This window comes from Klebsiella sp. Ech2A (assembly GCF_030078455.1).
Lineage (GTDB): Bacteria > Pseudomonadota > Gammaproteobacteria > Enterobacterales > Enterobacteriaceae > Klebsiella > Klebsiella terrigena.
The window spans coordinates 1-1,794 of record NZ_JAQGFU010000380.1; the positions used below are offsets into that span (position 1 = coordinate 1).

The window sequence follows — 1,794 nt, forward strand, 5'->3', positions numbered from 1 at the left end:
CAAAGGGACGGTGTCGGCGGCGATGGGGATGCTGCAAATGCTGATCTTCACCGTCGGGATTGAAGTCAGCAAACATGCCTATGAGCTGGGGGGCAGCGGAATATTCAGCCTGTTCAACCTGCTAAGCGGCGTGCTGTGGCTGGCGATGATTATCTATTTCCTGCACGATAAAAGCGTCGGCAGCGGCCACGATCCGCAGTAGCGCATGCGAATAACCCGGGTGCGGCGCGACGCCCCACCCGGGAGCGCATCAGGCGAACGGCGCTTCGCGATTCAGCACCTTATCGATAATATGCAGCACCCCTTCCTCATTGTTATGCGGCGCATCGTAACCGGCGACGGCTTTTACCGGCGCGGCGGCGTTGGCCATGGCGTAGCCGAATCCGGCGTGTTGCAGCATTTCAATATCGTTCCCGCTGTCGCCAAAGGCGACGACCTGATGATTTTCAATCCCCCAGCGTTCCTGCAGGATGCGCAGGCCGTTGGCCTTGTGCACGCCGGGCATAATCAGGTCAATACTGCCGTAGCCGGTGGCGACGGCGTTGACCATCTCGCCGAGCGCCGCATGCAGCTTTGGCTGCATCTCGGGGATCAGATTATCGGGCACGTTAAGGCCAAACTTAAGGATCGCATCGTCGAGGTTATTGAAGTCATCCACCAGCTCAAGGCGATGATAATACTTTGCCGCGACCGCTTTTAGCTCATCGTTGTATCGGTTGAGCGTGTAGGCGCTGCGCTTGCCGCAGGCGATAATTTCAATTTCCGGCAGCGTCTGCAGAAAGTCGATGACCGCGTGAAAGTGATCTTTCGGCATCTGGCAGTTAAATACGTCATCTCCGGCGTTGACCACCCAGCCGCCGTTTTCGGCGACGAAGGCAATCTCATCCGCCACTTCGGGGAAAAACGAAATCAGCTGGTAGTACTGGTTGCCGCTGGCGACCACGAAGCGGATATCCTGCTCGCGCATCCGCCGATACTGGCTGAGGAAGCGCTGGCGATTATAGGTTTTGGCATCGCTTAAAAAGGTACCGTCCATATCTACCGCAATCAGTTTGATGCTCATTAGCTGTTCTCCATGACAGGTTCAGGCTGCGGCTTAGCCACCGCACGAGCGACCAGCGCCGCCACCATGACCAGCCCCAGCACCACCATCATGGCGCTGCGCAGGCCGAAATGTTCACCGAGGAAGCCCAGCAGCGGCGGCCCGACGAGAAAGGCGAGGTAGCCGGTGATGGCCACCACGCTGACGCGCTTCGGCGCATCCGGCCCGGTGTCGCTGGCCGCCGAAATGGTCAGCGGGAAACCGAGTGAAGCGCCAAGCCCCCAGAGCAGCACGGAGATCCCGGCGACCCATGGGTTATCCACAAAAATAATCAGGCCAATGCCCAGCGCGCCCATTACCGCACTGGCGCGCACCACCGTTACCCGGCTGTAGCGGTCAATGAACCAGCCGCCGGTAAAGCGGCCAACGGTCATGCCGAGGGTGAATCCGGCGTAAATTAAGGAGCCGGAGGTTGGGCTAAAGTCGTGGCCGTCCACCATCAGCAGCGGCAGCCAGTCGTTGGCGGAGCCTTCGGCAAACGCCATTGCCAGCACCACGACGCCAATCAGCAGCAGCTGAACGTCGCGCCAGACCGGCAGGCCTTTTTCCCCCTGCTGAGCGGCCTCGGCGGCATTTTTCCCGGTGCCATCGGGGATCGCGCGAATGGCGATCGCAATGGGCGCGATGGCGACCAGCGCCGCCAGCAGAATGTGCGGCCGGGCGGGCGGGCCAAAGCCGGGGACCCCCATGCC

General features: G+C 60.6%; 2 protein-coding genes and 1 pseudogene. 1 reads left to right on the forward strand and 2 read right to left on the reverse strand.

The genetic code is table 11. From position 1 onward, the window contains the following. Nucleotides 1-202, forward strand: a pseudogene (locus PFH44_RS27190) (multidrug transporter MdfA); the annotation flags it as partial. A gap of 48 nt (nt 203-250) precedes the next feature. On the opposite strand, the gene PFH44_RS27195 reads toward PFH44_RS27190, so the two are convergent. Continuing rightward, nucleotides 251-1,063, reverse strand: coding sequence for a Cof-type HAD-IIB family hydrolase (locus PFH44_RS27195; protein ID WP_041144742.1), 813 nt, complete (start codon nt 1,061-1,063; stop codon nt 251-253). After that, the coding region (locus PFH44_RS27200) for an MFS transporter (protein ID WP_283826777.1) at nt 1,063-1,794 on the reverse strand (732 nt) is incomplete at its 5' end. The genes PFH44_RS27195 and PFH44_RS27200, both read right to left, overlap by 1 nt.

Excerpts from the sequence above, each read along its gene's own strand:
- PFH44_RS27195 (WP_041144742.1), bottom strand. The coding sequence starts at position 1,063 with ATGAGCATCAAACTGATTGCGGTAGATATGGACGGTACCTTTTTAAGC.